This is a genomic window from Zoogloea dura, assembly GCF_012927165.1.
Lineage (GTDB): Bacteria > Pseudomonadota > Gammaproteobacteria > Burkholderiales > Rhodocyclaceae > Zoogloea > Zoogloea dura.
The window spans coordinates 1-26,877 of sequence record NZ_JABBGA010000028.1 but is presented as its reverse complement, the minus strand read 5'-3'; the positions used below and the strand labels follow the sequence as shown (position 1 = coordinate 26,877).

The 26,877-nt window shown below is 62.7% G+C and carries 29 protein-coding genes and 1 rRNA gene; 18 read left to right on the top strand and 12 right to left on the bottom strand.

What is annotated here, in order from left to right; genetic code table 11:
- Positions 1-28: 28 nt before the first annotated feature.
- Together HHL15_RS22360 and tsaE are read right to left on the bottom strand one after the other, a co-directional pair.
- Positions 29-1,399: an N-acetylmuramoyl-L-alanine amidase gene (locus HHL15_RS22360; protein ID WP_169148036.1), complete on the bottom strand. Its 1,371-nt coding sequence runs from the start codon at positions 1,397-1,399 to the stop codon at positions 29-31.
- Positions 1,366-1,872, bottom strand: a complete 507-nt coding sequence (gene tsaE / locus HHL15_RS22355; RefSeq protein ID WP_328825076.1) for a tRNA (adenosine(37)-N6)-threonylcarbamoyltransferase complex ATPase subunit type 1 TsaE — start codon at positions 1,870-1,872, stop codon at positions 1,366-1,368. The genes HHL15_RS22360 and tsaE overlap by 34 nt, the downstream gene beginning before the upstream one ends.
- Here tsaE and queG point away from each other — a divergent pair.
- The 3 genes from queG to murI all read left to right on the top strand — a co-directional run bounded on the left by queG (position 1,855) and on the right by murI (position 4,609).
- A complete protein-coding gene (gene queG / locus HHL15_RS22350) occupies positions 1,855-2,940 on the top strand; it encodes a tRNA epoxyqueuosine(34) reductase QueG (protein ID WP_169148035.1) in 1,086 nt (361 codons plus the stop codon). The two genes, tsaE and queG, sit on opposite strands and share 18 nt — an antisense overlap.
- A complete protein-coding gene (locus HHL15_RS22345) occupies positions 2,912-3,736 on the top strand; it encodes an N-acyl amino acid synthase FeeM domain-containing protein (protein WP_169148034.1) in 825 nt (274 codons plus the stop codon). The genes queG and HHL15_RS22345 overlap by 29 nt, the downstream gene beginning before the upstream one ends.
- A gap of 63 nt (positions 3,737-3,799) precedes the next feature.
- A complete protein-coding gene (murI, locus tag HHL15_RS22340; RefSeq protein ID WP_169148033.1) occupies positions 3,800-4,609 on the top strand; it encodes a glutamate racemase in 810 nt (269 codons plus the stop codon).
- Between the two features lie 45 nt (positions 4,610-4,654).
- Here murI and HHL15_RS22335 read toward each other — a convergent pair whose 3' ends face one another.
- Complete coding sequence (locus HHL15_RS22335; protein WP_169148032.1) at positions 4,655-5,206, bottom strand: cob(I)yrinic acid a,c-diamide adenosyltransferase; 552 nt, start codon at positions 5,204-5,206, stop codon at positions 4,655-4,657.
- A gap of 147 nt (positions 5,207-5,353) precedes the next feature.
- Between HHL15_RS22335 and alaS the strand changes: the two genes are divergently transcribed.
- Both alaS and HHL15_RS22325 read left to right on the top strand, forming a co-directional pair.
- Positions 5,354-7,978, top strand: a complete 2,625-nt coding sequence (gene alaS, locus HHL15_RS22330) for an alanine--tRNA ligase (protein ID WP_169148031.1) — start codon at positions 5,354-5,356, stop codon at positions 7,976-7,978.
- A gap of 5 nt (positions 7,979-7,983) precedes the next feature.
- On the top strand, positions 7,984-8,535 hold the full coding sequence (locus tag HHL15_RS22325) for an NUDIX domain-containing protein (protein WP_169148030.1): 552 nt from the start codon (positions 7,984-7,986) through the stop codon (positions 8,533-8,535).
- Positions 8,536-8,604: 69 nt separating this feature from the next.
- On the opposite strand, the gene HHL15_RS22320 is transcribed toward HHL15_RS22325, so the two are convergent.
- The 5 genes from HHL15_RS22320 to HHL15_RS22300 form a co-directional block, all read right to left on the bottom strand.
- Positions 8,605-9,987, bottom strand: coding sequence for a phosphomannomutase/phosphoglucomutase (locus HHL15_RS22320; protein WP_169148029.1), 1,383 nt, complete (start codon positions 9,985-9,987; stop codon positions 8,605-8,607).
- Between the two features lie 82 nt (positions 9,988-10,069).
- Positions 10,070-11,044, bottom strand: a complete 975-nt coding sequence (locus HHL15_RS22315) for a hydrolase (RefSeq protein WP_169148028.1) — start codon at positions 11,042-11,044, stop codon at positions 10,070-10,072.
- Positions 11,041-11,472 carry a nuclear transport factor 2 family protein gene (locus tag HHL15_RS22310; RefSeq protein WP_169148027.1) on the bottom strand — a complete coding sequence of 144 codons (432 nt, stop codon included), beginning with the start codon at positions 11,470-11,472 and terminating at the stop codon, positions 11,041-11,043. The genes HHL15_RS22315 and HHL15_RS22310 overlap by 4 nt, the downstream gene beginning before the upstream one ends.
- Positions 11,473-11,550: 78 nt before the next feature.
- Entirely contained in the window at positions 11,551-11,751 is a 201-nt protein-coding gene (locus HHL15_RS22305; RefSeq protein WP_169148026.1) for a zinc-finger domain-containing protein, read from the bottom strand.
- 23 nt (positions 11,752-11,774) lie between these two features.
- Complete coding sequence (locus HHL15_RS22300) at positions 11,775-12,695, bottom strand: branched-chain amino acid transaminase (RefSeq protein ID WP_169148025.1); 921 nt, start codon at positions 12,693-12,695, stop codon at positions 11,775-11,777.
- A gap of 117 nt (positions 12,696-12,812) precedes the next feature.
- On the opposite strand from HHL15_RS22300, the gene HHL15_RS22295 reads away from it, so the two are divergent.
- From HHL15_RS22295 to mnmA, 3 genes are read left to right on the top strand one after another with little or no spacing between them, the layout of a single operon-like run.
- Positions 12,813-13,265, top strand: coding sequence for an NUDIX hydrolase (locus HHL15_RS22295; RefSeq protein ID WP_169148024.1), 453 nt, complete (start codon positions 12,813-12,815; stop codon positions 13,263-13,265).
- Between the two features lie 15 nt (positions 13,266-13,280).
- Entirely contained in the window at positions 13,281-13,838 is a 558-nt protein-coding gene (locus HHL15_RS22290; protein WP_169148023.1) for a hypothetical protein, read from the top strand.
- Positions 13,828-14,940: a tRNA 2-thiouridine(34) synthase MnmA gene (gene mnmA, locus HHL15_RS22285; RefSeq protein ID WP_169148022.1), complete on the top strand. Its 1,113-nt coding sequence runs from the start codon at positions 13,828-13,830 to the stop codon at positions 14,938-14,940. The genes HHL15_RS22290 and mnmA overlap by 11 nt, the downstream gene beginning before the upstream one ends.
- 70 nt (positions 14,941-15,010) lie before the next feature.
- Here mnmA and HHL15_RS22280 read toward each other — a convergent pair whose 3' ends face one another.
- Positions 15,011-15,640 (bottom strand): lytic transglycosylase domain-containing protein, encoded by a 630-nt coding sequence (locus tag HHL15_RS22280; RefSeq protein ID WP_169148021.1) that lies wholly within the window; start codon positions 15,638-15,640, stop codon positions 15,011-15,013.
- A 5-nt stretch (positions 15,641-15,645) separates the two neighbouring features.
- Positions 15,646-17,364, bottom strand: coding sequence for a proline--tRNA ligase (locus HHL15_RS22275; RefSeq protein ID WP_169148020.1), 1,719 nt, complete (start codon positions 17,362-17,364; stop codon positions 15,646-15,648).
- A gap of 154 nt (positions 17,365-17,518) precedes the next feature.
- Here HHL15_RS22275 and HHL15_RS22270 point away from each other — a divergent pair, with 154 nt between their 5' ends.
- The 4 genes from HHL15_RS22270 (at position 17,519) to coq7 (ending at position 20,053) form a co-directional block, all read left to right on the top strand.
- Complete coding sequence (locus HHL15_RS22270) at positions 17,519-18,073, top strand: RNA pyrophosphohydrolase (protein WP_169148019.1); 555 nt, start codon at positions 17,519-17,521, stop codon at positions 18,071-18,073.
- Between the two features lie 130 nt (positions 18,074-18,203).
- Positions 18,204-18,797, top strand: a complete 594-nt coding sequence (locus HHL15_RS22265) for a CBS domain-containing protein (RefSeq protein ID WP_169148018.1) — start codon at positions 18,204-18,206, stop codon at positions 18,795-18,797.
- 72 nt (positions 18,798-18,869) lie between these two features.
- A complete protein-coding gene (locus HHL15_RS22260) occupies positions 18,870-19,403 on the top strand; it encodes a CNP1-like family protein (RefSeq protein WP_169148017.1) in 534 nt (177 codons plus the stop codon).
- A 29-nt stretch (positions 19,404-19,432) separates the two neighbouring features.
- On the top strand, positions 19,433-20,053 hold the full coding sequence (gene coq7, locus HHL15_RS22255; RefSeq protein WP_169148016.1) for a 2-polyprenyl-3-methyl-6-methoxy-1,4-benzoquinone monooxygenase: 621 nt from the start codon (positions 19,433-19,435) through the stop codon (positions 20,051-20,053).
- Positions 20,054-20,082: 29 nt separating this feature from the next.
- Here the strand turns inward: coq7 and HHL15_RS22250 are convergent, their stop codons facing one another.
- Positions 20,083-20,499 (bottom strand): OsmC family protein, encoded by a 417-nt coding sequence (locus HHL15_RS22250; protein WP_169148057.1) that lies wholly within the window; start codon positions 20,497-20,499, stop codon positions 20,083-20,085.
- Between the two features lie 521 nt (positions 20,500-21,020).
- On the opposite strand from HHL15_RS22250, the gene rplM reads away from it, so the two are divergent.
- The 4 genes from rplM to erpA all read left to right on the top strand — a co-directional run bounded on the left by rplM (position 21,021) and on the right by erpA (position 23,455).
- A complete protein-coding gene (gene rplM, locus HHL15_RS22245) occupies positions 21,021-21,449 on the top strand; it encodes a 50S ribosomal protein L13 (protein ID WP_169148015.1) in 429 nt (142 codons plus the stop codon).
- A 12-nt stretch (positions 21,450-21,461) separates the two neighbouring features.
- A complete protein-coding gene (gene rpsI / locus HHL15_RS22240; protein ID WP_169148056.1) occupies positions 21,462-21,854 on the top strand; it encodes a 30S ribosomal protein S9 in 393 nt (130 codons plus the stop codon).
- Between the two features lie 121 nt (positions 21,855-21,975).
- Positions 21,976-23,004, top strand: a complete 1,029-nt coding sequence (argC, locus tag HHL15_RS22235) for an N-acetyl-gamma-glutamyl-phosphate reductase (protein ID WP_169148014.1) — start codon at positions 21,976-21,978, stop codon at positions 23,002-23,004.
- 100 nt (positions 23,005-23,104) lie between these two features.
- Positions 23,105-23,455, top strand: coding sequence for an iron-sulfur cluster insertion protein ErpA (gene erpA, locus HHL15_RS22230; RefSeq protein ID WP_169148013.1), 351 nt, complete (start codon positions 23,105-23,107; stop codon positions 23,453-23,455).
- Between the two features lie 78 nt (positions 23,456-23,533).
- On the opposite strand, the gene HHL15_RS22225 is transcribed toward erpA, so the two are convergent.
- Positions 23,534-24,859 carry a M23 family metallopeptidase gene (locus HHL15_RS22225; RefSeq protein WP_169148012.1) on the bottom strand — a complete coding sequence of 442 codons (1,326 nt, stop codon included), beginning with the start codon at positions 24,857-24,859 and terminating at the stop codon, positions 23,534-23,536.
- 73 nt (positions 24,860-24,932) lie between these two features.
- Between HHL15_RS22225 and tyrS the strand changes: the two genes are divergently transcribed.
- Both tyrS and HHL15_RS22215 read left to right on the top strand, forming a co-directional pair.
- A complete protein-coding gene (gene tyrS / locus HHL15_RS22220; protein WP_169148011.1) occupies positions 24,933-26,132 on the top strand; it encodes a tyrosine--tRNA ligase in 1,200 nt (399 codons plus the stop codon).
- Between the two features lie 525 nt (positions 26,133-26,657).
- Positions 26,658-26,877 (top strand): 16S ribosomal RNA (locus HHL15_RS22215); the annotation flags it as partial.

Here is a 26,877-nt window from a genome sequence, read left to right as displayed (position 1 = left end):
CAGGCCAGGCCCCCCGCCTTGGAAGGGCTCAATCCAGGCGGGCCAGCTTGGACTTGGAGAGCGGCGGGTTCTTCGCGAAATAGCGTTTAAGCCCCCGCAGGATAGCGTCGGCCATGCGGTCCTGGTAGGCCTCGTCATTGAGCCGGGCTTCTTCTTCTGGGTTGGAGATGAAAGCGGTTTCGATGAGGATGGAGGGAATGTCGGGGGCTTTGAGCACGGCAAAGCTGGCCTGCTCCACTTCGCCCTTGTGCAGGCGGTTGATGCCGCCCAGCTCGCCGAGCACTGCCTTGCCCACCTTCAGGCTGTCGTTGATGGCTGCCGTTTGCGACAGGTCGAGAAGGGTGCGGGCCAAGTGGTCGTCCTTGATCCCGAGGTTGATGCCGCCGATCAGGTCGGCGGAGTTCTCCTTTTGCGCCAGCCAGCGCGCTGCCGTGCTGGACGCGCCCTTGTCCGAGAGCACGAAGACCGAGCTGCCGCGTGCGGTGGGGCTGATGAAGGCATCCGCGTGGATCGACACGAACAGGTCGGCCTGGACCCGGCGGGCCTTGGAGACGCGCTGCTGCAGCGGGACGAAGTAGTCGGCGTCGCGGGTCAGCATGGCGCGCATGTTGGGTTCGGCGTCGATGCGGGCCTTCAGGCGGCGGCCGACCGAGAGGGTGACGTGCTTTTCGAAGCTGCCAGCGGCGCCGACCGCGCCCGGGTCTTCGCCGCCGTGCCCCGGGTCGATGGCGATGGTGATCAGGCGGGTCACGCCCTGGTCATCCTTGGTTGCCGGCTGTACGGCGGGGGGCTCGGCAGGCGCTTCCCGGCGGGCGGCCTCGACCGGCTTGCGTTCCGCTTCGGCGACCTTCCTGGCGGGCTTGCTGTCGGTCTTGGCCGGGGGTGTGGCGCCACCTGCCGCCGCCTCCTCCGGGGAGAGCTTTTCCAGCAGGGCGAGCAGGGGATCGACCGGTTCCGTCGGGTAGAGGTCGAGGACCAGGCGGTGGCCGTATTCGCCGACCGGCTTCAGGGTGAAAACCTGGGGTACGACCTCGCTCTTCAGGTCGATCACCAAGCGTACGACGCCCGGCCGGTTGCGGCCTGCCCGGATCAGCTGGATGTAGGGGTCCTGGCCGGTGATCTTGGCGGGCAGTGATTGCAGGACTTCGTTCAGCTCGATGCCTTCGAGGTCTACGACCAGGCGCTCGGGGTTGTGCACCATCTGGTGGGTGAACACTAGGGATTCCCGGCTTTCGATGGTGATCCGGGTGTAATCCTTGGCCGGCCAGACCCGCACGGCCAGCACGGTGCTGGCGGCGGCCTGGCCGCTGCGGCTGACCAGAAGCAGCAGGCTGGCTCCGGCGGAGCCGAGGAAGCGTCGGCGGGTCAGCGACTTGCCGTCATGAAATCGTGCAGACATTGTTGGCCGGCTCCAGTCAGCGCCCGTAGGGCGAGATCACGTCCGCCCGCGGCAGACACCTGGAGGCGGATTTCGAGGTCGGCTGGAGGAAGGAAGGGCTGGGCGCGATCAGCCCACTCCACCAGCCGTACGCCAAGGCCTTCGAAATACTCGTCCAGACCTGCTTCGAGAAACTCATGTGCATCAGTGAATCGATAAAAATCAAAGTGATATACGACTATTCTAGAATCTTTATATGGTTCAACCAAGGTATATGTCGGACTCTTCACCTTTCCGGTGTAACCCAGGCCCCGTAACAGGCCGCGTGTGAGGGTCGTCTTGCCGGCGCCCAGATCGCCTACAAGGTAGGCGGTGAGGCTGTCCGGCAGGCTGCGGGCGAGGATTTCCCCGGCGTTCAGGGTGGCAGCTTCATCGGAGAGATGCATGGGGCCGGGGAGACCGCTATCATCAGCGGAATGGACGTTGGACACGATAATCCTTCTGGCGATGGGGAGCACTGGGCATCCCTGGCGATACTAATCAAGGCTTGGGGCAAGGCGCTCGGCTTCGATGAGATCGGTATTTCCGATGTGGACCTGAGCGCCTCCGAAGCCGGTCTGGCTGCCTGGGTGGAGGCGGGCTTCCATGGGCAGATGGATTATATGTACAAACACGGCGCCAAGCGGACGCGCCCCGACGAGTTGATCCCGGGCACTTTGCGCGTGATCTCGGCGCGCATGTCTTACCTGGGACAGGGCGAAGACCCGGCCGCCGTGCTGGCCGATGCGGGCAAGGCGTATGTTTCCCGCTATGCGCTCGGCCGTGATTATCACAAGGTCCTGCGGGCCAGGCTGCAAGGCCTGGCCCGGCAGATCGCCGAAGCCGGGCCTGTCGCGACCCGGGTGTTCGTGGATTCGGCGCCGGTTATGGAGGTGGCGCTGGCCGAGAAGGCGGGCCTGGGCTGGCGGGGCAAGCATAGCCTGCTGTTGTCCAGGGAGGCCGGATCGTTCTTCTTTCTCGGGGAGATCTACACCGACCTGCCTCTGCCGCCAGATCCACCGGTCAGTGCCCATTGCGGTCAATGCACGGCCTGTATCGATGCCTGTCCGACCGGGGCGATCGTTGCCCCCTACCGTGTCGATGCGCGGCGTTGCGTGTCTTACCTGACCATCGAATTGCGGGACGCCATTCCGGAGGATTTGAGGCCCTTGATCGGAAACCGGATCTACGGGTGCGACGACTGTCAGCTGGTGTGTCCCTGGAACCGCTTTGCCCGGCTCTCGAGTGTGCAGGATTTCACGCCCCGTAATGGGCTTGACGCAGCAGGGCTGGTAGAGTTATTCAGTTGGGACAAGTCGACCTTCGAGGCGCGCATGGCAGGTAGTCCGATCTACCGGATCGGTTTTGAATGCTGGTCCAGGAATCTGGCCGTGGCCCTCGGAAATGCACGGGGTGAACCCGGGGTCATCGAGGCGCTGGAGGCCCGTGTGGACGATCCGTCGCCACTGGTCCGGGAGCATGTCGCCTGGGCTCTTGGGCAACATCATCCCCGTGCTTGCTGAGGCAAGTTATATTTACGCAATGATGTCACGCAAAGTGCCGAAAACTCCCGCCGACGATGGCCGTCCTCCGCAGACTCTCGCGGAGGTGACCGCCATGGAGCTTTGGCGTTTTGACCCTCTGTGCATCGCGGAGGATGATCCCAAGGTTGACGCTCCGAGCGATCGTCCCAGCAAGTTCCGTATCAAGATGCTCATGCGTGACGGCGATCGCCGGCGTGAAACGGAGCTGCTGATCGAGCAACGCTATGCCTGGCGGGGTTATGGGCAGCTTGGCTCGATGGATGAGCCGAACCAGCTTACGATGAACGCAGAACTGTTCGGCCGGGTTTACGCGACTTTGACGGTCAATGTCGATTCTCCCGCGGGGCTGGCGCTCGACAAGACCTACGGCCCTGAGGCTGCACGCCTGAGAGCCCAGGGGCGCAAGCTCTGCGAGTTCGGGCGCTTCGCCATTGATCCGTCGGCCCGCTCCAAGCGGCTTATCGCCTCGCTGTTCAATCTTCTGTACATCTATTCCTATCGGGTCAAGGGCTGCACCGACATCCTCATCGAGATCAACCCCCGGCATCGGAGTTTTTACGAGAATCTGCTTGAGTTCAAGCAGCTGGGTGGAGAACGGATGTGCGAGCGGGTCAAGGCGCCAGCCCTGCTGATGCATCTCTCCTGCGCAACCATCGAGCAGCGTCTCAAGGAAATCGGTGGCAGGTGGCGGGAGCTGTCCGATGAAAAATCCATCTACAAGTTCGCCTTCACGCCGGAAGAAGAGGCCGAACTGGTGGCCCGCCTCGGCTATTGAGGGAGGGGGCATTGGCTGCCCGAGTGGCGTAGAATTCGCCTCCCCCTGTCCTTCCCTTCGATCATGTCTGACACTGGCAAGCTGCCCATCGGGGTCTTCGATTCCGGCGTGGGGGGCCTTACCGTGGTGCGCGCGCTGATGGAGCGCCTGCCCCTCGAGAACATCATCTATTTTGGCGACACCGCCCGGGTCCCTTACGGGGTCAAGTCGGTGGCCACCATCGAGCATTTCACCGGGCAGATCACCGATCACCTGCTGAACCAGGGGGTGAAGATGCTGATCATCGCCTGCAATACCATGGCAGCGGTGGCATCCCATGTGGTCAAGCAGAAGGCTGGCGGAATTCCCGTGCTGGACGTGATCGATGCCGGGGCCCGGGCCGCGGTGGCCGAGTCGCCGTCGCGTGCCATCGGCGTGATTGGTACTCCGACGACCATCAACAGCAACGCCTACGCCCGGCGCATGCATGCCCTCGACCCGAACGTGCGGGTGTACTCCCAGGCGTGTCCGCTGTTCGTGCCCCTGGTCGAGGAGGGCTGGCTGGATCACCAGGTGACCCGCCTGACGGCCCAGGAGTATCTCAAGCCGGTGTTGGTGGAGAACGTGGATTCCCTGGTGCTGGGCTGCACCCACTACCCCCTGATCAAGCCGCTGCTGCAGGAAGTGGTGGGGCCCGACGTGCGCTTGGTGGACTCTGCCATCACGGTGGCCGAACAGGCTGCGCGTACCCTGAACGAGCTGGGGATCGCCAATCCGGGCGACAGCCTTTCCACCTACGCCTATACCGTGACCGATATCCCGCTGCGCTTCCAGACCATCGGCGAGCGCTTTCTCGGCCGGTCGCTGGGAAGCGTGGAGAAGGTCGATTGGTAAGTTTGTGTGGCGGAACGGCCGCCATGGTGAGGCGGCCCCCGTGACTCAGGCGTTCTTGCGCTTCTGCCACAGCACGTCACCGCGGCCGCCGGCCCGGTTGAGTACCCGACCCAGCACAAAGAGCAGGTCCGACAGACGGTTCAGGTACTGACGCGGGGCGTCATTCACCGCCTCTTCCTGGGCCAGGGCGACGATCATGCGCTCGGCCCGCCGGCAGATGGTGCGGGACTGGTGGGCCAGCGCGGCGGCGCGGGTGCCGCCGGGCAGGATGAAGTCCTTCAGCGGTTCCAGATCGTCGTTGAACCGGTCCAGCTCGTCTTCCAGGTATTGCACCTGCTTGGCGGTGATCATCTCCATGCCGGGGATGCACACCTCGCCACCCAGGTCGAACAGGTCGTGCTGCACATTGGTGAGCAGGGTGCGTACCTCCTCGGGCAATTCCTCGCACAGCAGTACGCCGATTGCGGCATTGGCTTCGTCAACCTCACCCAGGGTGTGGATGCGTAGGCTGTTCTTGGAAACCCGGTTGCCGTTGCCGAGGCCGGTGGTGCCGGCGTCGCCGGTGCGGGTGTAGATCTTGGAAAGGCGGTGGCCCATGAGCGCTGTCTCCTGCAGGAGTTGATGTTATTGGAGGGGCGATTATAGCCAGCGGGACGTGGCAGGGTTGGATGCTACAATTTGCAGCTTTGATAATTGCGTTCCCCTGAACGTCGTCAGACGACGTCACCCGGAGACCCCACGCCGATGAAAAGCGCCGAAATCCGCCAGAAGTTCCTTGAGTTCTTTGCCTCCAAAGGCCACCAGATCGTGGCTTCCAGTTCGCTGGTGCCCCACGAGGATCCGACCCTGCTGTTCACCAACGCGGGTATGAACCAGTTCAAGGACGTCTTCCTCGGCTTCGACAAGCGCCCTTACACCCGCGCCACCACCTCCCAGAAGTGCGTGCGTGCCGGCGGCAAGCACAACGACCTCGAGAACGTCGGCTACACCGCCCGCCATCACACCTTCTTCGAGATGCTGGGCAACTTCAGCTTTGGCGACTACTTCAAGCGCGACGCGATCAACTACGCGTGGGAGTTGCTCACCGGCGTCTTCAAGCTGCCCAAGGACAAGCTCACCGTCACCGTCTACGCGGAGGACGACGAGGCCTACGACATCTGGACCAAGGAAATCGGCGTTCCGGCCGAGCGCGTGATCCGCATCGGCGACAACAAGGGTGCCCGCTATGCCTCCGACAACTTCTGGATGATGGGCGACACCGGCCCCTGCGGCCCCTGCACCGAGATCTTCTACGATCACGGCGAGCACATCTGGGGCGGCCCCCCGGGATCCCCGGAAGAAGACGGCGACCGTTTCATCGAGATCTGGAACAACGTGTTCATGCAGTTCAACCGGGACGAGGCCGGCGTGATGCATCCGCTGCCCAAGCCCAGCGTGGATACCGGCATGGGCCTGGAGCGTGTCTCCGCGGTGCTGCAGGGCGTGCACGCCAACTACGAGATCGACCTGTTCCAGGCCCTGATCAAGGCGGCGGCCCGGGAGACCAGCGATGCCGACATGGACAGCCCGTCGCTCAAGGTGCTGGCCGACCACATCCGCGCCTGTTCCTTCCTGATAGCCGATGGCGTGATCCCCGGCAACGAAGGTCGCGGTTATGTGCTGCGCCGGATCATCCGCCGCGCCATCCGCCACGGTTACAAGCTGGGCGCCCGTGCTGCCTTCTTCCACAAGATGGTGCCCGACCTGGTGGCCGAGATGGGCCAGGCCTATCCCGAGCTGAAGGCCGGGGAGCAGCGCGTCACCGAGATCCTCAAGCAGGAAGAAGATCGCTTCTTCGCCACCATAGAGAACGGCATGGCCATCCTCGAAGGCGAGCTCGCGGCCATGGCGGCGGCGGGCAATACCGTCTTCAATGGCGAGACGGCCTTCAAGCTGCACGACACCTTCGGCTTCCCTCTCGACCTGACCGCCGACGTGTGCCGTGAGCGCGAAGTCACCGTGGACAGCGCCGCCTTCGACGCAGCCATGGCGCGCCAGAAGGAACAGGCCCGCGCCGCCGGCAAGTTCAAGATGGCCGCCAACCTCGAATATGACGGTCCGGCCACCACCTTCCATGGCTACGAGCACCTGGAAGCCAAGGGCAACGTGCTGGCCCTCTACAAGGACGGCGTGGCCGTCAATGAACTCAACGAAGGCGACATCGGCGTTGTCGTGCTGGACGACACGCCTTTCTACGCCGAATCCGGCGGCCAGGTGGGCGACCGTGGCGAGCTGCGGTCCGTGCATGGCATCTTCGCGGTGGAAGACACCCAGAAGATCCAGGCCGCGGTGTTCGGCCACCACGGCGTGGTGAGCACCGGCAAGCTCACCGTCGGCAACGGCGTGACGGCCAGGGTGGATGTGGCGGCGCGTGCCCGCACCGCCCGTCATCACTCGGCCACCCACCTGATGCACAAGGCCTTGCGCGAAGTGCTGGGCGGGCATGTGCAGCAGAAGGGCTCGCAGGTGGATCCGGACAAGACCCGCTTCGACTTCGCCCATACCCAGCCCGTGACCGCCGCGGAGATCGCCCGCATCGAACGCATCGTCAATGACGAGATCCTCGCCAATGCCGCCACTGAGGCGGCCGTGATGGACATCGAGTCGGCCCAGAAGACCGGCGCGATGATGCTCTTCGGCGAGAAGTACGGTGACGAAGTGCGGGTGCTGAGCATCGGCTCCTCCAAGGAGCTGTGCGGCGGCACCCACGTGACCCGTACCGGCGACATCGGCCTGTTCAAGATCACCCTCGAAGGCGGCGTCGCAGCAGGCGTGCGTCGTATCGAGGCGGTGTGCGGTGATGTGGCGGTGGCCCTGGTGCAGGAGCAGCAGGCCCTGCTGGACGGCGTGACCGGTGCCCTCAAGGCACAGCCCCAGGAGGTGCTGGCCCGCGTCGCCCAGGTGATGGACAACGTGAAGGCCCTCGAAAAGGAGCTGGCCCGCCTCAAGAGCAAGCTGGCCTCCAGCCAGGGGGATGACCTGGTGGGACAGGCTGCCGACGTGGCCGGTGCCAAGGTGCTGGCGGCGACCCTGGACGGGGCCGATGTGGCCACCCTGCGCGAGACCCTCGACAAGCTCAAGGATAAGCTCAAGAGCGCGGCCATCGTGCTGGCCAGTGTCAGCGACGGCAAGGTCAGCCTGATTGCCGGCGTCACCTCCGACCTGACCGGCAAGGTCAAGGCCGGCGAGCTGGTCAACTTCGTGGCCCAGCAGGTCGGTGGCAAGGGCGGCGGCCGTCCCGACATGGCCCAGGCCGGTGGTACCGATGCAGCAGCCCTGCCGGCCGCGCTGGCCGGAGTGGCCGGCTGGGTCGGCGGCAAGCTGGGCTGAAGGCGATGAGCGGCCCTTCCTGGCGTTTCTGTCCCCAGTGCGGTAGTCCGCTGGAGTGGGGGGAAGTGGCAGGCGCCGAGCGCCAGGCCTGCTACACCCCCTCCTGCGGCTTCGTGCGCTGGGATAACCCGCTGCCGGTAGTGGCGGCCGTGATTGAGTGCGTGGACCGGGATGGCGCCATCCTGCTGGCCCGCAACCATGCCTGGCCAGAGAAGATGTTCGCCCTTGTCACGGGTTTCCTCGAAAAGGGGGAGTCCCCCGAGGATGCCGTAGCCCGCGAGGTGAAGGAAGAGGTCAATCTCGATGCGGTGTCGGTGCGCCTGCTCGGGGCTTACCCCTTCTTCCGCAAGAATGAGATCCTGATCGGCTACCACGTGCAGGCGCGGGGCGAGATCGTGCTCAACGAGGAGCTGGCCGAGTATCGGCTGTTGCGGCCAGAGCAGTTGCGGCCGTGGCCGCAGGCCACCGGTCAGGCCGTGCGCGACTGGATGCTGTCGCAGGGGATGGCGCTGCCCGAGATCGTCGAGGGCAACCTTTTCGCTCACGCAGACCTGTAGCGCGCCTGAGCGGACGGAGATGTGAAAAGGGCCACCCGAAGGTGGCCCTTTTCATTCAGCGATCATGCATTAGAACGGCAGCTTGACGCCCGGCCACACGCCTTCGATGGCACGGCGGAAGTCGGCCTGGATGCGGGCGATGGCCGCCTCGTTGTCGGCTTCGAAACGCAGGACCACCACCGGGGTGGTGTTGGAGGGGCGGGCCAGCCCGAAGCCGTCGGCGTACTCGACGCGTACGCCGTCGATGGTCAGCAGGCTCTCGGCGCCTTCAAAGGTGGCTTCGGCCTTCAGCTTGTCCACCAGGGTGAAGGGCTCGCCCTCGTTCATCTTGATGTTGAGCTCGGGGGTGCTGGTGGCGTTGGGCAAGCCCTTGAGCACGGGGTTGGCGTCGGGCTGACGGGAGACGATCTCGAGCAGCCGGGCGCCGGTGTACAGGCCGTCATCGAAGCCGTACCAGCGCTCCTTGAAGAACACGTGACCGCTCATCTCGCCGGCCAGCGGAGCGCCGGTTTCCTTGAGCTTGGCCTTGACCAGGGCGTGGCCGGTGTTCCACATGGTGGGCTTGCCGCCGCGGGCCTTGATCCAGCCGGCCAGGTTGCGGGTGCATTTGACGTCGTAGATGATCTCGCCGCCCGGCACGCGGGTCAGCACGTCCTCGGCAAACAGCATCAGCTGGCGGTCGGGGAAGATGATCTCGCCATCCTTGGTCACCACGCCCAGGCGGTCGCCGTCGCCATCGAAGGCCAGGCCGATCTCGGCATCGGTTTCCTTGAGAGCGCGGATCACGTCGGCCAGGTTCTCGGGCTTGGACGGGTCCGGGTGGTGGTTGGGGAAGTTGCCGTCCACCTCACAGAACAGTTCGACCAGCTCGCAGCCCATGCGCTTGAAGAGCTCAGGCGCCACGGCACCGGCCACGCCGTTGCCGCAGTCCATGACCACCTTCATGGGGCGGGACAGCTTCACGTCGCCAACGATCTTCTCGATGTAGGCCGGGACCACGTCGGCCTGGGTCAGCTTGCCGGGCTCCGCCGCAGTGACCAGGTCGCCGTCGATGATACGCTGGCGCAGGCCCTGGATCAGTTCGCCGAACAGGGTCTGGCCGCCCAGGACCATCTTGAGGCCGTTGTAGTCCGGCGGATTGTGGCTGCCGGTGACGGAGACGCAGGAGTTCGTGCCCAGCTCGTAGGCGGCGAAGTAGGTCAGCGGGGTGGGGACGCAGCCCACGTCGATCACGTCGACGCCGGCAGCGCGGATGCCGTCGGAGAGGGCGCCCGCCAGTTCGGGGCCCGACAGGCGGCCGTCACGTCCCACTGCGATGGCCTTCTGGCCGCGTGCGACGGCTTCGGAGCCCAGGGCGTGGCCGATGGCGCGAACGGCTTCGGCGGTCAGGGTCTTGTCGACGATGCCGCGAATGTCATAGGCCTTGAAGATCTCTGGGGCGGGGACGAACATGCTGAAGCTCCGGTGCGAGGTTAATGATGAACGGATTATACGCGGTGCACAATGACACATCGGTGTGCCTTTGTGATGTTGTTTAACATTCCGGAGCGTCCGTGAAAAAGCTCACGAGTCGCTGCGGAAGCCAGTCCAGGTGGCCGGGCCAGGGGCCGCACACAAAACCCACATGGCCGCCCTCGGCAGGCTGCTCCAGGGTGACCGCGGCGGAGACGTCCTGCTTGCCGGGTAGGTGGCGGGCGGGCAGGAAGGGATCGTTGAGCGGGTTTATCACCAGGGTCGGGATCCGGATGCCCTGCAGATGGGTCTTGCTGGAGGCGCGCTGCCAGTAGTCGTCGGTGTTCTTGAAGCCATGCAGCGGTGCGGTGACGACGTTGTCGAACTCATAGAGGTTGCGGCTGCGCAGCATGGCCTCACGGTCGAAGAGGCCCGGGTGGCGGCTGAGCTTGGTGGCCGCGTTGTGCTTCAGCGTGGCCAGGAAGTGGCGGGTGTACAGGCGGTTGAAGCCCTTGCCGAGGTGATGCCCGGCGGCGCTGAGGTCCAGCGGTGGGCAGATCGCGGCGGCGGCATTGACGATGGGGTGGGCGGCTTCACCGCGGGTGCCGAGCCAGAGCAGCAGTGCATTTCCGCCCAGAGAGACTCCGGCGGCGTAGCGGGCGACGCCGGTGTGGCGGCTTGCCAGGCGTTCGAGAATCCAGCCGATCTCTTCGGCATCACCCGAATGGTAGGCGCGGGGAAGCAGGTTGGGTTCGCCGGAGCAGCCACGGAAATGCGGCACGACTCCGTTCCAGCCCCTGGCCGCGACGAGGCGCATCAGGCTGCGGGCATACGGTGAGTCGCTCGAGCCTTCCAGTCCGTGGAAGAGGATTACGAGGGGCTTGCCAGCTTGGTGGGGCAGCCAGTCCAGGTCGATGAAGTCGCCGTCGGGCGTGGCCCAGCGTTCTCTCTGGAAGCTGGGGAGTGGCCCCTTGCAAAGGAGGGGCCAGATGGTCTGGGCGTGGCCGCCGGGCAGCCAGCGTGGGGCGGTGTAGCCTGAAGGGCGGTGGGGCCTCAATGGATGATGTGCGGGCTGTCGTGGCTGTGCAGGTTGTCCATGTCCGGCGCGGGGGCGGCATGGTGCATGATCATCCGCCAGCCGAGGGCGCCGCGGGCGAAGACGTTGGTGGCGATGATCGGCGGATGCAGGCGATCGTCACCTTCCACGTGCACATGCTGATGCACGGTGTGTACGGCCAGCATCATGTCGGTCCAGCGTACCGGATGCGTGGGGCTGACGGTGATGCGCGCGCCGCTGGCGAACAATTGGCGCCAGGATTCACGGATGGCGTTGAGGCCGATCAGGCGGATGCTGCCGGGGTGGATGCAGACAACTTCATCGTCCTCCGACCAGACGGCCATCATCTGGTCCAGGTCGGCTTGGGCCAGGGCAGCATAGAAGGCGGCTTCGGCGTCTTCCGGGGAGGTGAAGATCGGACTGCTCATGCGGATGCCTCTCGGAGGGAAGGTCCGGACGCGGGACGGGGGCGTTGCCGCCCCCGTCCCGTTACCTGCGCCGAAGGGTCAGTGATGACCTTTGGGCAACTCGCCGGAGAAGACGTACTTGGCGCCACAGTAGGGGCAGGTGGCCTGGCCTTCTGCCGTCACGTCGAGAAAGACACGGGGATGCCGGGCCCACAGGGGGGCGTCGGGCATCGGACAGTGAAGGGGCAGCTCCTTGGCCGTGACTGCGATCGGCTGGGTCTTGTCCTGGTTCTCGGGCATGGATTTCTCCTGGATCTCTGAGCTTAGATGAATGACAGCCAGTGTTCGTACTCGGGGGCCTTGCCGTTCACGATCTCGAAGAAGCGGGTCTGCAGCTTCTCGGTGATCGGGCCGCGGCGGCCTTCGCCGATGGTACGGCCGTCGAGTTCGCGAATCGGGGTGACTTCGGCGGCGGTGCCGGTGAAGAAGGCTTCGTCGGCGATGTAGATGTCGTCGCGGGTGATGCGCTTGGAGATCACTTCGAGACCGAATTCCTTGGCCACCTGGATCACCGAAGAGCGGGTGATGCCGGTGAGGGCCGAAGCGATTTCGGGTTCGTAGATGGCGCCGTCCTTGATCACGAAGAGGTTCTCGCCGGCGCCTTCGGCCACGAAGCCGTTGGTGTCGAGGAGCAGGGCTTCGTCGTAGCCGGCTTCGGTGGCTTCCAGGTTGGCCAGAATGGAGTTGGCGTAGGTGGAGGCCAGCTTGGCGCGCGGCATGGTCACGTTGACGTGGTGACGGGCGAAGGACGAGGTCTTGACGCGAATGCCCTTCTCGAGGCCGTCTTCACCCAGGTAGGCGCCCCACGGCCAGGCGGCGATGGCCACGTGGACGGTGGCGCCCTTGGTGGAGATGCCCATCTTTTCGGAGCCGTAGAAGGCGATTGGGCGCAGATAGCAGGACTCGAGCTTGTTGGCACGGACCACTTCCAGCTGGGCTTCCATGAGTTCATCCTTGGTGTAAGGAATGCTCATCATGTAGATCTTGCCGGAGTTCAGCAGGCGCTGGGTGTGCTCGGCCAGGCGGAAGATCGCGGTGCCCTTGACGGTGTTGTACGCACGGACGCCCTCGAATACGGACAGGCCGTAGTGCAGGGAATGGGTGAGCACGTGGGTGGTCGCTTCGCGCCACGGCACGAGCTTGCCGTCGTACCAGATGAAACCGTCGCGGTCTGCCATTGACATTATGGGGATCTCCAGCTGTATGCAGTAAATTCAAACCCCCGATTCTAGCGCATTCCGCGGACCTGCGGACCGCCGCCCGGAAGGGGTTAGAATGCCGGCTTTGCGTGTGGGGCGCCCATGAGACTCTGGAAACCTAATGTCACAGTGGCGGCGATCGTCGAGCGCGATGGCCGCTTCCTGCTGGTCGAGGAAGAGACCGAGGGTGGCTTGCGCTTCAATCAGCCTGCGGGGCACCTGGAGCAGGGCGAGTCGCTGGTTGATGCGACTGCCCGCGAAGCGCTGGAAGAAACGGCTCACAGCTTTGTGCCACGATTCCTGGTGGGCGTTTACCAGTGGCCACGTCCCGACAATGACGTGACCTATTTGCGGTTTGCGTTCGGTGGCGATGTCGTCGGCTTTGATCCGGCGCGCAGCCTGGATGAGGGCATCGTCCGCGCGGTGTGGATGGACCTCGATGAAGTGCGGGCGACACGGGCGCGCCATCGCAGCCCCCTGATCCTGCAATGCTGCGAGGACTACCTTGCGGGCAGGCAGTATCCCCTGGACTTGATCCGCCATTACGACAGTTAGGCTGAAGCGACGGTGATGCGCTGGTTTCTGATTCTGCTGTGCCTGTGCGGAGCCGGCCGGGCGCTCGCCGACGAGCAGGCAGTGGTGTGCTTCAACTATGGCTGCATGGCGCGCCAGGAAGTGAGTTTTGCCGAAGCCCGGATTGCCGAACTGGGGCAGCGCCTGGGTTTGGCCGACACGCCGATTGCCGAGCGGGCGATCCTGGCCCAGGTGGTCGGGCAGATGTACCGCTGGGCGGGTGAGCAATCGCCCATCCATGCCGACCGACCGGGGGATTTCCTCGATGATGCCGTGCATGGAATGATGGACTGCATTGACCATGCGGAGACCACGACGGGGTTTCTGCATCTGCTGGAAGGGCGCGGGCTGCTGCACTTTCATGCCGTCGAGCCCATTCGGCGGCGGGTGCGCTGGCTGGTGAGCCAGCATTTTTCTGCGGTGATCCGGGATGTGGCCGGCGAGCCGCCGGGTCAGCAGTTCGTTGTGGATACGTGGTTCGGGGAACACGGCGATCCGGCCGTGGTGTTGCCCCTGGAAGACTGGCTGGATGGAGAAGGACCGAATGTCTCGTAAGGAAAAAGTCGTCGTCGGCATGTCCGGCGGTGTGGATTCGTCGGTGGCGGCCCTGTTGCTCAAGCAGCAGGGCTACGACGTGGTCGGCCTGTTCATGAAGAACTGGGAGGACGACGATGACGATGAGTACTGCTCGACCCGGGCCGACCTGGTTGACGTGGTATCGGTGGCCGATGTGCTGGGCATCGAGCTGGAGGTGGTCAACTTCTCGAAGGAGTACAAGGAGCGCGTCTTCGCCGACTTCCTGAAGGAGTACGAGGCGGGGCGCACGCCGAACCCGGACATCCTGTGCAACTCGGAAATCAAGTTCAAGGCCTTCCTGGATCACGCGATGGCCCTGGGGGCCGATCGTATCGCCACCGGGCACTACGCCCAGGTGCGCGAATGGACCAATGACGGCCGGACCGAATTCCAGCTGCTCAAGGCCGAGGACGGAACGAAGGACCAGAGCTACTTCCTGTACCGCCTCAACCAGGCCCAGCTCTCCAGGACCTTGTTCCCCATCGGTCATCTGTACAAACGGGACGTCCGCAAGCTGGCCGAGGCGGCCGGTTTGCATGTTTTCGACAAGAAGGACTCGACCGGCATCTGTTTCATCGGCGAGCGGCCCTTCCGGGAGTTCCTGTCCCGCTATCTGCCCGCCCGCCCGGGTGAGATCCGGACCCTCGAGGGGGACAAGGTGATCGGCCAGCACCAGGGGCTGATGCATCACACCATCGGTCAGCGCAAGGGCCTGCAGATCGGCGGCATCAAGGGCAATCAGGATGAGGCCGGTGAGCACGATGCCTGGTATGCGGCGGTGAAGGATGTGGCCAAGAACGTGTTGTACGTAGTTCAGGGGCACGATCATCCCGCCCTGCTCAAAGACCGCATGATTGCCGCGGACCTGAGCTGGGTGTCGGGGCGCGATCCCCGTACCCACTGGGTGTACACGGCCAAGCCGCGCTACCGCACCCCCGATGCCCCATGCGAGATCGACAGCCTGGTGGATGGCCGTGCCGAGATCGCCTTCGCCCAGCCGCAGTGGGCGGTGACCCCGGGGCAGAGCGTGGTGATCTACGAGAGCCGGGTGTGCCTGGGAGGCGGGATCATCGTCGCCTGAGCCCATTGCTCAGCGGATTGAAAACGGGCACCTCGCGGTGCCCGTTTCGTTTGTGCCCGGATCGTCCGGTTCAGGGGTTCTGGGCCAGACGCAGGGAAGGATAGGACCAGTTGTTCTCCCACGCAGCCCGGACCAGGTTGGGGTACTCGGGCTTGCCCAGGCTGCCGTTGTAGCGGCCCAGGGCGCGGAAGAGGTCGCCCTTTTCGATGTCCAGGTAGTGGCGCAGGATGGTGCAGCCGAAGCGCAGGTTGGTGCGCATGTGGAAGAGGTTGGTTTCCTGGTTGCCGATGAGCTTGACCCAGAAGGGCATCACCTGCATGTAGCCGCGCGCGCCGGCCGTCGACACCGCGTATTTCTTGAAGCCGCTTTCGACCTGGACGAGACCCAGCACCAGCTGTGGGTCGAGACCGGCGCGGGTGGCCTCGTAATGCACGGCGCGCAGCAGCTCGGAACGATAGGCTTCGTCGGGGATGCGCCTGGCCAGCCGCTGGGACATCTCGTTGAGCCAGCGCGCCCGCTCCGGATTGCGCTGGAAGCTGGGATCGAGCGGTGCCTGGTCGGCGACCGCCGCGTGCAGGGCCGCCTGGGCGCTGGCAGCCAGCGGTTCGTAGAGCTGGTTGCCGGCCTGGGCAAGCGGAACTCCGCTTGCCAGCAGCAGGGCCAGCACCACGGAGCCCAGGTTTTTGCGCAAGCCGGTCATCTGCATCAGGCCTTGAGTTTGGCGATGACGGTGGCGGCAACTTCGGCCACCGTCAGTTTGGTCGCTTCAGCGTCGCGACGGCCCTGGTATTCGACCACACCTTCCTTCAGGCCGCGGTCGCCGATCACCACCCGGTGCGGGGTGCCGATCAGTTCGTTGTCGGCCAGCAGGGAGCCCGGACGTTCGTCGCGGTCATCCAGAAAGGCGTCGATGCCGGCGGCGGTGAGCTCGGCGTAGAGCGCGTTGGCGGCTTCGCGGACGGCTTCGGACTTGGCGTAGCCCATCGGCACGATGGCCACCTGGAAAGGCGCGATGGCGTCCGGCCAGATGATGCCGCGGGCGTCGTTGTTCTGTTCGATGGCCGCACCGAGGATGCGCGACACGCCGATGCCGTAGCAGCCCATCTCCATGACCTGCTCCTTGCCCTGTTCGTTGAGGAACTTGCAGGCGAGGGCTTCGGAGTACTTGGTGCGAAGCTGGAAAATGTGGCCGACTTCGATGCCGCGGCAAATCTCAAGCGTGCCCTTGCCGTCGGGGGATGGGTCGCCGGCCACCACGTTGCGCAGGTCGGCCACTTCGGCCTCGGGGAAGTCGCGCCCGATGTTCACGCCGGTGTAGTGGTAGTCGTCTTCGTTGGCGCCGGTGACGAAGTCGGCCATGGCGGCCACGCTGCGGTCCATCACCACGCGGCCCTGGAAGCCGACCGGGCCGAGGGAGCCGGCATTGGCGCCGAAGGCGGCGAGCAGGGAGGCCGGCGAGGCGAAAGTCAGCGGATTCTTCACGCCGGCGATCTTCTGGGCCTTCACTTCGTTCAGTTCGTGGTCGCCGCGCAGAAGCAGCAGCACGGGCTTGTTGCCGGAGGCTTCGTCGCCGTCCACCACGATGGCCTTGACCGTGGCGGTGGCGGCCACCTTCAGGAAGGCTGCCACTTCGTCGATGGTCTTGGCGCCGGGCGTATGTACCTTGGTCAGCGGCGCCGAGACTGCCGGGCGGGGTGTCGCGGGGGCCAGGGCCTCGGCCAGTTCGACGTTGGCGGCGTAGTCGGAGTCCGGGCAGTAGGCGATGTCGTCCTCGCCGGTTTCGGCGATCACGTGGAACTCATGGGAGCCCGTACCGCCGATGGAGCCGGTGTCGGCCGCCACCGCACGGAACTTCAGGCCGAGGCGCTGGAAAATGCGGTGGTAGGTGTCGTACATGTTGCGGTATTCCCGCTGCAGATCCTCGAAGGAGCTGTGGAAGGAGTAGCCGTCCTTCATGACGAACTCGCGGCCACGCATCACGCCGAAGCGCGGGCGGATCTCGTCGCGGAACTTCATCTGCACCTGGTAGAAGTGCTTGGGCAACTGACGATAGCTCTTGAGCTCACGGCGAACCACGTCGGTGATGACCTCCTCGTGGGTGGGGCCGATCACGAAATCGCGGTCATGGCGGTCCTTGAAGCGCAGCAGCTCGGGGCCGTAGAAGTCCCAGCGGCCGGATTCCTGCCACAGTTCGGCAGGCTGGACGGCAGGCATCAGGACCTCAATGGCGCCGGCCCGGTTCATTTCTTCCCTCACGATGGCTTCCACCTTGCGCAGGGCGCGCAGGCCGAGGGGCATCCAGGTATAGATGCCGCCGGCAAGGCGCTTGATCAGCCCCGCACGCATCATCAGCTTGTGACTGGTGACTTCGGCGTCGGAGGGGGCTTCCTTGAGGGTGGAGAGGAAGAACTGGGAGGCTCGCATGGCGGAATCCGTTATAAGTCAGTCCATGATTTTACCGTGCACACGGTGAGCCGCCAGTGCCTCTGTTGCAGCGCACCGAATCGGGGCGTTGTTCTTTCGCGACAGGGGGAAATGTGGAAGAATTCCGGACAGTTCATGAATTAAAGGTTGCACCATGCTCGACCGTGAAGGCTATCGGCCTAACGTCGGCATCATTCTGGTGAATGCGCGCAACGAGGTTTTCTGGGGCAAACGGATACGAGAACATTCCTGGCAGTTTCCGCAAGGCGGAATCAAGCACGGCGAGTCGCCGGAACAGGCCATGTACCGTGAGCTCTTCGAAGAAGTCGGCTTGAAGCCTGAGCACGTCCGCATCATCGGCCGCACGCGCGGCTGGTTGCGTTACGAGGTGCCCAAGCACTGGATCAAGCGGGAATGGCGCAACACCTATCGGGGGCAGAAACAGATCTGGTTTCTGCTCCGGTTGGTGGGGCGCGATTCCGACGTTTGCCTGCGAGCGAGCAATCACCCGGAGTTCGATGCCTGGCGCTGGAGTTTCTATTGGGTTCCGCTGGATGCGGTGATCGAGTTCAAGCGGGGGGTGTATCAGTCCGCGCTCATGGAGCTGGCCCGCCTGTTGTTCCGGGACCGGATTTTCGAGGTGCCCGAGAGTTACAGGCTGTTCGACCGGCCGCAGGATCGCCTGGAGCCGCCGCCGCCGAACGCCTGAGCTCCGGAAACTCGGCAGAGGCGCCCGTGTCAGAGAGTCATTCCTGGATTCGCCGTCATCGCACGGCGTTCGGCCCGCCCCCTTGCGGGGGCGGGTTTTCCCATGCAGGCCCTGAGCGGGAGGAGACACCATGGAGCGCCTTAACTATCAGCCGATCAAGCAGTTCCGGGTCAAGAGCGGAGCATGCGAGGTTGCAGATGCCTGGAGCCTGGCAAAAGTGACCGCAGCGTCGCCGGCCATCGAGGTGATGACCGACTTGCGACGGATTCCTGCGGCAACCATCAGCGACGCACTGTCACTGCCTGAAACCAATCAAAGCATGATTCTGCGCGGGGTCCGTCTGCTGTTTGTGACGGATGCGGCGCGTCGCATCGTCGGCATCGTCACGGCGAACGACCTGCTTGGCGAAAAGCCGACGCGGGTGGCGAGGGCGCGGATGATGCGCCATGAAGAACTCAGTGTGCGCGATATCATGGTGACGACTGAAGAGCTGGATGCCGTGCATCTCTCAGACGTGCTTCGCTCGGAAGTCGGGCATGTGGTGGCGACGCTCAAGGCCTGTGGGCGTCAGCACGCACTGGTGATGGAAGAGGGGGCGGACGGTGGTCTCGCTGTGCGAGGGATCTTCTCGGCATCCCAGATCGCCCGGCAGATGGGGATCCCCCTGCAGACTGCCGAAGTTGCGCGTACTTTTGCGGAGATTGAAGCGGCGATTGCTGGATAATCCCGGGGTGTTCCGCCGGCCGGAGCGCAGGGCAGGCCGTCTGCCTTGCGACCGGCGCCTTTGAAAGTGTTTATGCCAGACAAGATTTCCGGGTTTTCCCTTGGCCGGCGGTTCGCCGTCTGTTGTGTTCTTGCCCTGTTGCTGGGGGGGTGTTCCACCGAGAGAAAGGCCCTCTTCGAAGAGGAGGCCGCGCCGGAGTGGAAGGAGCTGCCCCTGCAGTTGCCAGCCTTTCCGGTGTCTAGCAACCTCATCCCCTTCCAGGTCAGCCCTGATGCGAGCGCATCCTTTTTCATCGATGAGAAGTCCCTTTCCCTGGGGGATGACGGAATTGTCCGTTACTCTTTGCTGGTGAGGGCGGCCGGCGGTGCTGAGAACCTGAGTTACGAAGGGATCCGTTGCGCCACTGCCGAGCGGCGGCTTTATGCGTTGGGGAGGAGCTCCGAGTGGGTCCTGTCTCGCAATGATGCCTGGCAGCGCATCGTGGATAACGCCTTCAACCGCCAGCATGCGGTGCTGGCCAAGGAGTTCTTTTGCCCGCCGGGCAGTGTGCTGCCGGATCGCGAGGCAATCGTACGCCAGCTCAGGAATGCCGCCCGGCTCCGCTGAACACCCGCTTACTCTCAGGATTTACGTACATGCTCGACCAACTCATCATCGGTTTCGACAAGGCGCTGCGCACTGTCTTTGCACCTGCAGGGACGGTCCGCCCTGTGCCGGGCGGCGACTTGCCGGAAGCGGAGCTTTCCGACGAGGAAAAGCGCCAGGCAGCATCCCTGATGCGGGTGAACCACTGTGGCGAGATTTGTGCGCAGGCCCTCTATCAGGGGCAGGCCATGATGTCGCGCGACGAGGGCATCAAGCGTGCCCTCGAGGGGGCGGCGCAGGAGGAAACTGAGCACTTGGCCTGGACAGAGCGGCGGATTGCCGAGCTGGGGGGGCGTAAAAGCCTCCTCAATCCCCTCTGGTATGGGGGATCGCTGGCCATCGGCATGCTCGCCGCAAAATTCGGTGACGGCGTCAATCTCGGCTTTCTGGCGGAAACAGAGAGGCAGGTTGAGGCGCACCTCAAGAGTCACCTCGACCGTTTGCCCGACCACGACCTCCGTACCCGGGAGATCGTGGTGCAGATGAAGGTTGACGAGGCGGCCCACGCAGATACGGCCTTGCGCCTTGGGGCTGTCGAACTGCCCGGTGTGGTCAAGGCCGCCATGAAGGCCAGTTCGCGCGTGATGACCGGGGTGGCCTACTGGGTGTAGCGGGGCGTCTGTCCCGCTGTGCAGGCAGGTCAGGCCTCGATGATTTCCCAGGTGTGTTCGATTTCAGCCGTCTTGCCCAGCATGATGGTGGCGGAGCAGTATTTCTCGTAAGAGAGCTTGATGGCGCGTTCGACGCTGTCCGCCTTCAGGTTGCGGCCCGTGACCTTGTAGTGAAAGGCGATCCGGGTGAATACCTTGGGGTCGCTCTCGGCGCGATCTGCCTTGAGGGTCACGGCGCAGTCGGTGACGTCCTGGCGGCTGCGCTTGAGGATCAGGACGACATCGAAGGCCGTGCAGCCCCCGGCACCAGCCAACATCATTTCCATCGGACGGGGGGCGAGGTTGCGGCCGCCCGCTTCAGGGGCGCCATCCATCATGACCAGGTGCCCTGATCCGGTTTCGGCCATGAAACTCATGCCGTCGACCCACTTCACCACGCATTCCATAAATTTGTTTTCCTTTCCGTGTTCTGACTGCAGATAGGTCTGCGAGCCCATCCCTGTCTAGGGGCTCAGCCCGGATTGTAGCCGGGGCCGAGGGGGCAGAAATCCGTTCTTTTGTTGCAGTGCATCATGGTGCACTCCGGCTTCGTGGGGAAGGTCGGATTGAATCTCTTTTTGCGCTATGGATATTTTCAATAAAAACAGCGGCTTGTAACATATTTTATGTGTATAGAAAGCATTTATGGATAGATTTAAAGATTTGTGGTGCATCGCACAAAAAAGACTTGCATCCCGGGGTGGGGGTGGAGATAATTATCTCAGTCCAGTTGCTTTTGTCGTCTGGGGCGACTGAAGAGTGTCTCCTCCACCCTCCTCCTTTGGTGTGGATTTAGCGCAGATCTCCCCGATCTGCGCTTTTTTTTATCTCTCGTCAGGGTTTGACATAGTCGAAAGCTCCGCTGTAGAATCCACGGCTTTCCGAATTATGGTCGTTCCCGGTGTCGGGAAAAGTCTGAGGGATCTTCATGAAAACGTTTTCTGCCAAGCCGCATGAGGTCAAGCGCGACTGGTTCGTCGTGGATGCGACGGATCTGGTCCTTGGTCGGCTTGCTTCCGAAATTGCTCGTCGCTTGCGCGGCAAACATAAAGCCATCTACACCCCGCACGTCGATACCGGTGACTTCATTGTCGTCGTTAACGTCGAAAAGCTGCGTGTGACTGGTAACAAGGCTCAGGACAAGAAGTACTATCGTCACTCCGGCTATCCGGGCGGCATCTACGAAACCAACTTTACCAAGCTGCAGCAGCGCTTCCCCGCTCGCGTGCTGGAAAAGGCCGTCAAGGGCATGCTGCCCAAGGGCCCGCTCGGCTACGCCATGCTCAAGAAGCTCAAGTGCTACGCCGGTGGCGAGCACCCGCATTCTGCGCAGCAGCCCCAAGTTCTCGCGATTTAACAGGAGCCGATGATGGCTGTGACTTATAACTACGGTACCGGTCGCCGCAAGTCGGCTGTTGCCCGCGTCTTCATGAAGAAGGGCTCTGGCAATATCGTTGTGAACGGTAAGCCGGTTGACCAGTTCTTCTCCCGCGAAACCGGCCGCATGATCGTGCGTCAGCCGCTGGTTCTGACCAACTTCGTCGATTCCTTCGACATCCTGGTGAACGTCACCGGCGGTGGCGAATCTGGTCAGGCTGGTGCCGTTCGTCATGGCATCACCCGCGCCCTGATCGACTACGATGCTGAGCTGAAGTCGCCGCTCAAGAAGGCGGGTCTCGTTACCCGTGACGCTCGTGAAGTCGAGCGTAAGAAGGTTGGCTTCCGCAAGGCGCGTCGCCGCAAGCAGTTCTCCAAGCGTTAATCTGCTTGGCAGTTGTATCAAAAAGCCGCCTTCGGGCGGCTTTTTGTCATCTTGAAGTGATATCTTTTCGTGCGCATTCTGGGTTGTCGTCTGACGGCAATCTTCAACTCTGGGGGAGAGCATGATCAAGGTTGGTGTGGTTGGTGGTACGGGATATACCGGCGTAGAGATACTTCGCCTGTTGGCTCAGCATCCGGAGGTGGAACTGAAGGCCATCACCTCGCGCGGTGAGGCAGGTCTGCCTGTGGCGGACATGTTCCCGAGTCTGCGCCGTCGCGTTGATCTGCGCTTCGTCGAGCCGCAGGCTGCAGATCTGGGCTCCTGTGATGTGGTCTTCTTTGCGACCCCGAATGGCATTGCTATGCAGCAGGCGCGTGCTCTCGTCGATGCCGGAGTCAAGGTGATCGATCTCGCGGCGGATTTCCGTATCACCGATATCGCCGAGTGGGAAAAGTGGTATGGCATGACGCATGCATGCCCCGATCTGGTTGGTGAAGCGGTCTATGGCCTCCCTGAGGTGAATCGCGAAGCGGTGAAGTCGGCGCGGGTTGTGGCGAATCCGGGGTGCTATCCGACCGCGGTCCAACTCGGTTTTCTGCCGCTCGTGGAAGCCGGGATCGTTGATGCAGGCGGCCTGATTGCGGATGCAAAGTCCGGCGTGTCGGGCGCTGGCCGGAAGGCCGAAACCCATATCCTGTTCTCCGAGTCTGCCGACAACTTCCAGGCCTACGGCGTGGCGGGGCATCGCCATCTTCCCGAGATCCGCCAGGGGTTGTCACGCGCGGCCGGTCAGCCTGTTGGTCTGACTTTCGTTCCGCATCTGACCCCGATGATCCGCGGCATTCATGCTACGCTCTACGGCCGTCTGACAAAGGATGTGGATCTGCAGGCGCTCTTTGAAGAGCGCTATGCCGGCGAGGCGTTTGTCGATGTGATGCCTAAGGGCGCGCATCCCTCCACCCGTTCTGTGCGGTCGGCGAATATGTGCCGGATCGCAGTGCATCGTCCCCAGGGGGGGGACGTGGTTGTAGTGTTGTCGGTGATCGATAATCTCGTCAAGGGCGCGGCTGGTCAGGCCGTACAGAACATGAACATTCTGTTCGGCTTGCCTGAAACGACCGGGCTTGAGCAGATCCCCTTGATGCCTTGAACTAAAATCGAGTATTTTAGTCAACTATACGCATCGGGGTGGCTTGACCGCTGTCGGGGCCCTGACCATAATTTTGAGATACATCTGAAGGAGTAGTCCAATGAACGCCGTGACCGAGATGCCCGTGCCGCTCGTTTTTACCGATAGCGCTGCAAGCAAAGTCAAGGACCTGATCATTGAAGAAGGCAATCCGGATCTGAAGCTCCGGGTGTTCGTTACCGGTGGTGGGTGCTCCGGCTTCCAGTACGGTTTCACCTTTGACGAGATCCGCAACGACGACGACACGGTGATGGAGAAGGATGGCGTGATGCTGCTGATCGATCCGATGAGCTACCAGTACTTGGTGGGCGCCGAGATCGATTACTCCGAGGGGCTTGAAGGCTCCCAGTTCGTCATCCGCAATCCGAATGCAACCAGCACCTGTGGCTGCGGTTCGTCGTTCTCTGCCTGATCGGAATCTGCGACCGCAGGTTTTTGAATGGACAACGGGGGCCTTGGCCCCCGTTTCTTTTGCCTGGCGGATTCTGGCTCAGTCGAGCTGGGCTGCTTGAATCGCCTGAATGCGCGTCAGGCTGGCAGCGAGAGGCTCCATCTGGCTGCGGAAGCGCGTCAACGAACTGCCCGACAGCGGCATTGCGTCGGGCAGGCGTACCGTGAGCGGATCCTGGTGGATGTTGTTGATCCGGAGCTCATAGTGCAGATGGGGGCCGGTGGCCCAGCCCGTGCTGCCAACCCGTCCTATCGTTTCGCCCTGACTGATCTTGCTGCCTTGCCGGAGGCCTGCGGCAAAGCTGCTGAGGTGCCCGTAAGCGGTCGTGTAGCGATCACCGTGGCGCAGGACTACGAAATTGCCGTAGCCATTCTGGCGTCCGACAAATTCGACGGTGCCGTCCGATGTTGCCTTTACCGCGGTGCCGTGGGGGGCGGCATAGTCGACTCCCTTGTGCTCCCGCCAGGTGCCGAAGACTGGGTGAAGTCGCATCGAGAAGCCGGAGCTTACCCGCGAAAACTCGAGTGGTGAGCGCAGGAAGCCGGCCTTGTGGCTGCGTCCGTCGGTGTTGTAATAGTCCGTGTCCCCGTTGGGGTGAGTGAACAGGAAGGCCGAGTGGCGCTGGCCCTGGTTGATGAATTCGGCGGCGAGAATGCGCCCCGTCTTGACGGCACGGCCTTGGTGGTAGAGCACTTCGTAGATTACGTTGAAGCGATCGCCGCGGCGGACGTCCGTATGAAAGTCGATGTCGTCACCGAAGATTCGCGATAGTTCTTCCGCGATGCTGTCAGGCAGGCCGGCGTTGTCCATGGCGGCGAACAGGGATGACTGCACTACGCCGCCCTGCATGTGTGTGCGTACGTCTAGGCTGGCCGTCTGTGGGGTGATGCGCAGCTTGCCGTCAGTGCTTTCCAGTGTATGGATGATCTCCGATCCCGGGCGGTGCAGCGAGGCGGAGTGCAGGCTTCCTTCAGCACTGGTGGCGACCGTGATGAGCGTTCCTGGTGCGGTGATGCCCTTAAGCTGGTTGCTGGCCGCCAGGGCGTTGATCTGGGAGCTGAGCAGTGTGTTGCTGACGCCGAGTCGTCGTAACGCGCCGGCAAGGCTCTCGCCGGGTCTGATGCGATCTTCCCTGATGAAGGGGCGGGGGTCTGTTTGTTCGATCTGAATTGCGGGCGTGCCCAGAGCCTGGACGACTGTCTCGGTCTTGATGGACCGTTCGTCGCCTCCGGGGACGACTGCAATGGCGGTGGCCATGCCGGCTGCCGAGGCCAGGGCAAGCCCGGACAGGCTCCAGCGCCTGGCGGGGGTGCTTTCGCGCAGCATTTTCAGATGCGCTAGAATCAGCCACTTTTCTCCAAGCATCGGACTTTCCAAGCAAAATAAGCCGCGAAGTCTAACAAAAACGATGCGAGTCTGGACTTGTGCAAGGACAAATATGACCGATATCACTGCGGCTCTCGAGCTGATCAAGCGTGGGGCCGACGAGCTCCTCATCGAAGCCGAGCTGGTGGAGAAGCTTAAAAAGGGGCAGCCTCTGCGCGTCAAGGCTGGCTTTGATCCGACTGCGCCCGATCTGCATCTGGGGCATACAGTGCTCATCAACAAGCTGCGCCATTTTCAGGAGCTGGGTCATCAGGTGTTGTTCCTGATTGGTGACTTCACCGGGATGATTGGCGATCCGTCGGGCAAGAACACGACCCGTCCGCCCCTGACCCGCGAGCAGGTTCTGGAGAATGCCCGTACCTATCAGGAACAGGTGTTCAAGATTCTGGACCCGTCAAAGACCGAGGTCTGCTTCAACTCGACCTGGATGGAGGCGCTTGGGGCTTCTGGGATGATTCGGCTTGCTGCCCAGCACACCGTGGCCCGTATGCTTGAGCGCGATGATTTTGCCAAGCGCTATGCAGGCCAGCAGCCGATCGCCATCCATGAGTTTCTTTACCCGCTCTGTCAAGGCTATGACTCTGTTGCCATGAAGGCGGATATCGAACTGGGTGGTACCGATCAGCGCTTCAATCTGCTTGTCGGGCGCGAGTTGCAGAAGCATTACGGGCAGGCGCCCCAGTGTGTTCTCACCATGCCCTTGCTGGAAGGGCTGGATGGCGTTAACAAGATGTCCAAGTCCCTGGGGAACTACATCGGGATCTACGAGCCGCCGACCGAGATCTTTGGAAAGGTGATGTCCGTTTCGGACGAGTTGATGTGGCGCTACTACGATCTGCTTTCGTTCAAGCCGATCAGCGAAGTGCGTGCTCTGCGGGTGTCCATTGAGGGGGGGCGGAATCCGCGTGATATCAAGGTGCTGCTCGCCCAGGAGTTAGTCGCCCGCTTTCATGGCCAGGCTGCCGCGGTTGCTGCGCTGGAGGACTTTGAGGCCCGCTTCCAGCGCAATGCAATCCCGGATGTTATTCCGGAAGTGGTTCTGGCCGCGGTCGATGGGGGGCTCGGCGTTGCCGCGGTGCTCAAGCAGGCAGGCCTTACGTCCAGTACGTCTGAGTCGTTGCGGATGATCGATCAGGGTGGTGTTCGCATTGATGGCGAGAAGCTCACCGACAGGGCGGCGATCGTGAAGGCGGGCGCCGTGGTGGTTCTGCAAGTCGGCAAGCGCAAGTTCGCTCGCGTTACGGTGAATTGAATATATTTTTCCAATCCCCTTGACGCCATTTGATAGCTGTATATAATTCGGCCTCTTCGCTGCAGCACAAACGGCAACGTAGTGCTGAGGCGGTGAGGGGGTTCCGGATGTGATCTGGAATCTGCGTTGAGCGGTTTTGTTTTTGAGCGGTTTTCTGCTGGAAACAAATGCTTGACAGGGTTTTAAAGCTCTGTAGAATGCGCACCTCTTCGCTGCAGTGCAAACGGAAACGTAGCGCTGGAGTGGTGGAGAGGGGTTCTGGAAGAAGTTTCCGGGTCCTGCGAATCAAGGCTTTGTTGTTCGGCGAAATGCCTGGAAAAACAAAGTTCTTGACGGAGACAAAAAGCTCTGTATAATGCGCACCTCTTCGCTGCTGATGCAGCAGTTCTTTAAAAAGATGAACAACCGATAGGTGTGGGTACTCGGTTCTGAGGGGCGTCTGGTAGGGCTTTCGGGCTTTATACCAGAAGCTACGAAGAAATTGAAGTATCTGCAGAAACGTCAAGTTTCTGGAGTTTTTGGATTGAACTTAAGAGTTTGATCCTGGCTCAGATTGAACGCTGGCGGCATGCTTTACACATGCAAGTCGAACGGTAACAGGGAGCTTGCTCCGCTGACGAGTGGCGAACGGGTGAGTAATGCATCGGAACGTACCGTGTAGTGGGGGATAACGTAGCGAAAGTTACGCTAATACCGCATACGCCCCGAGGGGGAAAGTGGGGGACCGCAAGGCCTCACGCTATAT

Excerpts from the sequence above, each read along its gene's own strand:
- HHL15_RS22275 (WP_169148020.1), bottom strand. The coding sequence starts at position 17,364 with ATGCGAGCCTCCCAGTTCTTCCTCTCCACCCTCAAGGAAGCCCCCTCC.
- mnmA (WP_169148022.1), top strand. The coding sequence starts at position 13,828 with ATGTCTCGTAAGGAAAAAGTCGTCGTCGGCATGTCCGGCGGTGTGGAT.
- HHL15_RS22320 (WP_169148029.1), bottom strand. The coding sequence starts at position 9,987 with ATGTTCGTCCCCGCCCCAGAGATCTTCAAGGCCTATGACATTCGCGGC.
- argC (WP_169148014.1), top strand. The coding sequence starts at position 21,976 with ATGATCAAGGTTGGTGTGGTTGGTGGTACGGGATATACCGGCGTAGAG.
- queG (WP_169148035.1), top strand. The coding sequence starts at position 1,855 with ATGGACGTTGGACACGATAATCCTTCTGGCGATGGGGAGCACTGGGCA.
- HHL15_RS22295 (WP_169148024.1), top strand. The coding sequence starts at position 12,813 with ATGAGACTCTGGAAACCTAATGTCACAGTGGCGGCGATCGTCGAGCGC.
- HHL15_RS22280 (WP_169148021.1), bottom strand. The coding sequence starts at position 15,640 with ATGACCGGCTTGCGCAAAAACCTGGGCTCCGTGGTGCTGGCCCTGCTG.
- tyrS (WP_169148011.1), top strand. The coding sequence starts at position 24,933 with ATGACCGATATCACTGCGGCTCTCGAGCTGATCAAGCGTGGGGCCGAC.
- HHL15_RS22250 (WP_169148057.1), bottom strand. The coding sequence starts at position 20,499 with ATGGAATGCGTGGTGAAGTGGGTCGACGGCATGAGTTTCATGGCCGAA.
- murI (WP_169148033.1), top strand. The coding sequence starts at position 3,800 with ATGTCTGACACTGGCAAGCTGCCCATCGGGGTCTTCGATTCCGGCGTG.
- HHL15_RS22310 (WP_169148027.1), bottom strand. The coding sequence starts at position 11,472 with ATGAGCAGTCCGATCTTCACCTCCCCGGAAGACGCCGAAGCCGCCTTC.
- HHL15_RS22225 (WP_169148012.1), bottom strand. The coding sequence starts at position 24,859 with ATGCTTGGAGAAAAGTGGCTGATTCTAGCGCATCTGAAAATGCTGCGC.
- HHL15_RS22300 (WP_169148025.1), bottom strand. The coding sequence starts at position 12,695 with ATGTCAATGGCAGACCGCGACGGTTTCATCTGGTACGACGGCAAGCTC.
- HHL15_RS22270 (WP_169148019.1), top strand. The coding sequence starts at position 17,519 with ATGCTCGACCGTGAAGGCTATCGGCCTAACGTCGGCATCATTCTGGTG.
- rplM (WP_169148015.1), top strand. The coding sequence starts at position 21,021 with ATGAAAACGTTTTCTGCCAAGCCGCATGAGGTCAAGCGCGACTGGTTC.
- HHL15_RS22260 (WP_169148017.1), top strand. The coding sequence starts at position 18,870 with ATGCCAGACAAGATTTCCGGGTTTTCCCTTGGCCGGCGGTTCGCCGTC.
- erpA (WP_169148013.1), top strand. The coding sequence starts at position 23,105 with ATGAACGCCGTGACCGAGATGCCCGTGCCGCTCGTTTTTACCGATAGC.
- HHL15_RS22305 (WP_169148026.1), bottom strand. The coding sequence starts at position 11,751 with ATGCCCGAGAACCAGGACAAGACCCAGCCGATCGCAGTCACGGCCAAG.
- HHL15_RS22325 (WP_169148030.1), top strand. The coding sequence starts at position 7,984 with ATGAGCGGCCCTTCCTGGCGTTTCTGTCCCCAGTGCGGTAGTCCGCTG.
- coq7 (WP_169148016.1), top strand. The coding sequence starts at position 19,433 with ATGCTCGACCAACTCATCATCGGTTTCGACAAGGCGCTGCGCACTGTC.
- HHL15_RS22335 (WP_169148032.1), bottom strand. The coding sequence starts at position 5,206 with ATGGGCCACCGCCTTTCCAAGATCTACACCCGCACCGGCGACGCCGGC.
- rpsI (WP_169148056.1), top strand. The coding sequence starts at position 21,462 with ATGGCTGTGACTTATAACTACGGTACCGGTCGCCGCAAGTCGGCTGTT.
- HHL15_RS22265 (WP_169148018.1), top strand. The coding sequence starts at position 18,204 with ATGGAGCGCCTTAACTATCAGCCGATCAAGCAGTTCCGGGTCAAGAGC.
- HHL15_RS22360 (WP_169148036.1), bottom strand. The coding sequence starts at position 1,399 with ATGTCTGCACGATTTCATGACGGCAAGTCGCTGACCCGCCGACGCTTC.
- alaS (WP_169148031.1), top strand. The coding sequence starts at position 5,354 with ATGAAAAGCGCCGAAATCCGCCAGAAGTTCCTTGAGTTCTTTGCCTCC.
- HHL15_RS22290 (WP_169148023.1), top strand. The coding sequence starts at position 13,281 with ATGCGCTGGTTTCTGATTCTGCTGTGCCTGTGCGGAGCCGGCCGGGCG.